1 protein-coding gene is annotated in these 1,055 nt (G+C 41.3%); it reads right to left on the reverse strand.

Annotation, left to right across the window (positions count from 1 at the left end):
- Positions 1–300 precede the first annotated feature (300 nt).
- Positions 301–1,055, reverse strand: a 755-nt coding sequence (locus R8N28_RS26935) for a sigma 54-interacting transcriptional regulator (RefSeq protein ID WP_318183884.1), incomplete at its 5' end; no start/stop codon positions are given.

Below are 1,055 nucleotides of genomic sequence, written 5' to 3' on the forward strand. Positions count from 1 at the left end.
ATGGTGTTAACAACGTAATGTTTCATCTTGCGCCTCCTAGCTAAAAAAATAATCCGTGTGTGAAGTGATATAACTCAACGAGTTATGGCTAAATTGTAAGCGTTGATGAATATATATCAAACAATTTCTATGCTTTCGATAAAAAACAAATCAATACCCTGAAGATAAGTTGCATATGTTTTTTCATATAACATATTCATCTAGGGAATATATAAAACTTCGAGTTTTATAAATCAGAACGTATACAACGAAAAAGAGCGACCAGCAAGGTCGCTCTTTCAATTCGATTCACTCATTGAATTACATCGCTTGATCGGAAATCAAGTTGTGCTTGTTAAGTAGTCGATACATAGTTGCACGCGACACACCAAGTTCTTTCGCCGCATTGGAAACTTGACCAGAGTGCGATTCCAACACGACCAATAACGCATCACGCTCACTCTTTTCGCGAATTGATTTCAAACTGCGTTTTGAATCATTACGTTGCGGCAGATCCAGATGATGCTCTTCAATCATCACGCTGTCAGACATCAACACCGCACGCTTAACTTGGTTCATCAACTCGCGAACATTACCAGGCCAGAAGTAACGAGTCAGAGCTTTCAAAGCGTCCTCTGAGAAACTTTTTGCTTGAGAATTGTACTCTTTAGAGAACTCTTGCAGATAGAAGCGAGCTAGTAGTGCAATATCACTCGCGCGCTCTTTCAAGCTTGGTACGTTGATACGAAGTACATTGATGTAATGGTACAACTCTTCGTTGAAGTCGCCATCAATCAAAGCTTTTTCTACGTCTGACGAGTTAGCAGCAAGAATACGCACATTCACATTCTTCACACCTTCGCGCGTTTCAATCGTGCCCTCTTGCAAAAACCTTAACAGGTTCATTTGCTGGTCTTTCGAAATGGTCAGAATGTCATTAAACAACACAGTACCGCCATCTGCTTGTTCCAACAGACTTGGGCCCATCTCAGCATCCGCAGCAATACCAAAGACTTCCGCTTGGAAACGTTGCTCATTCAAAGCGCGGCAGTTAATCGACATAAAGGGCTTATGAG

The organism is Vibrio sp. Vb1554 (assembly GCF_033344235.1).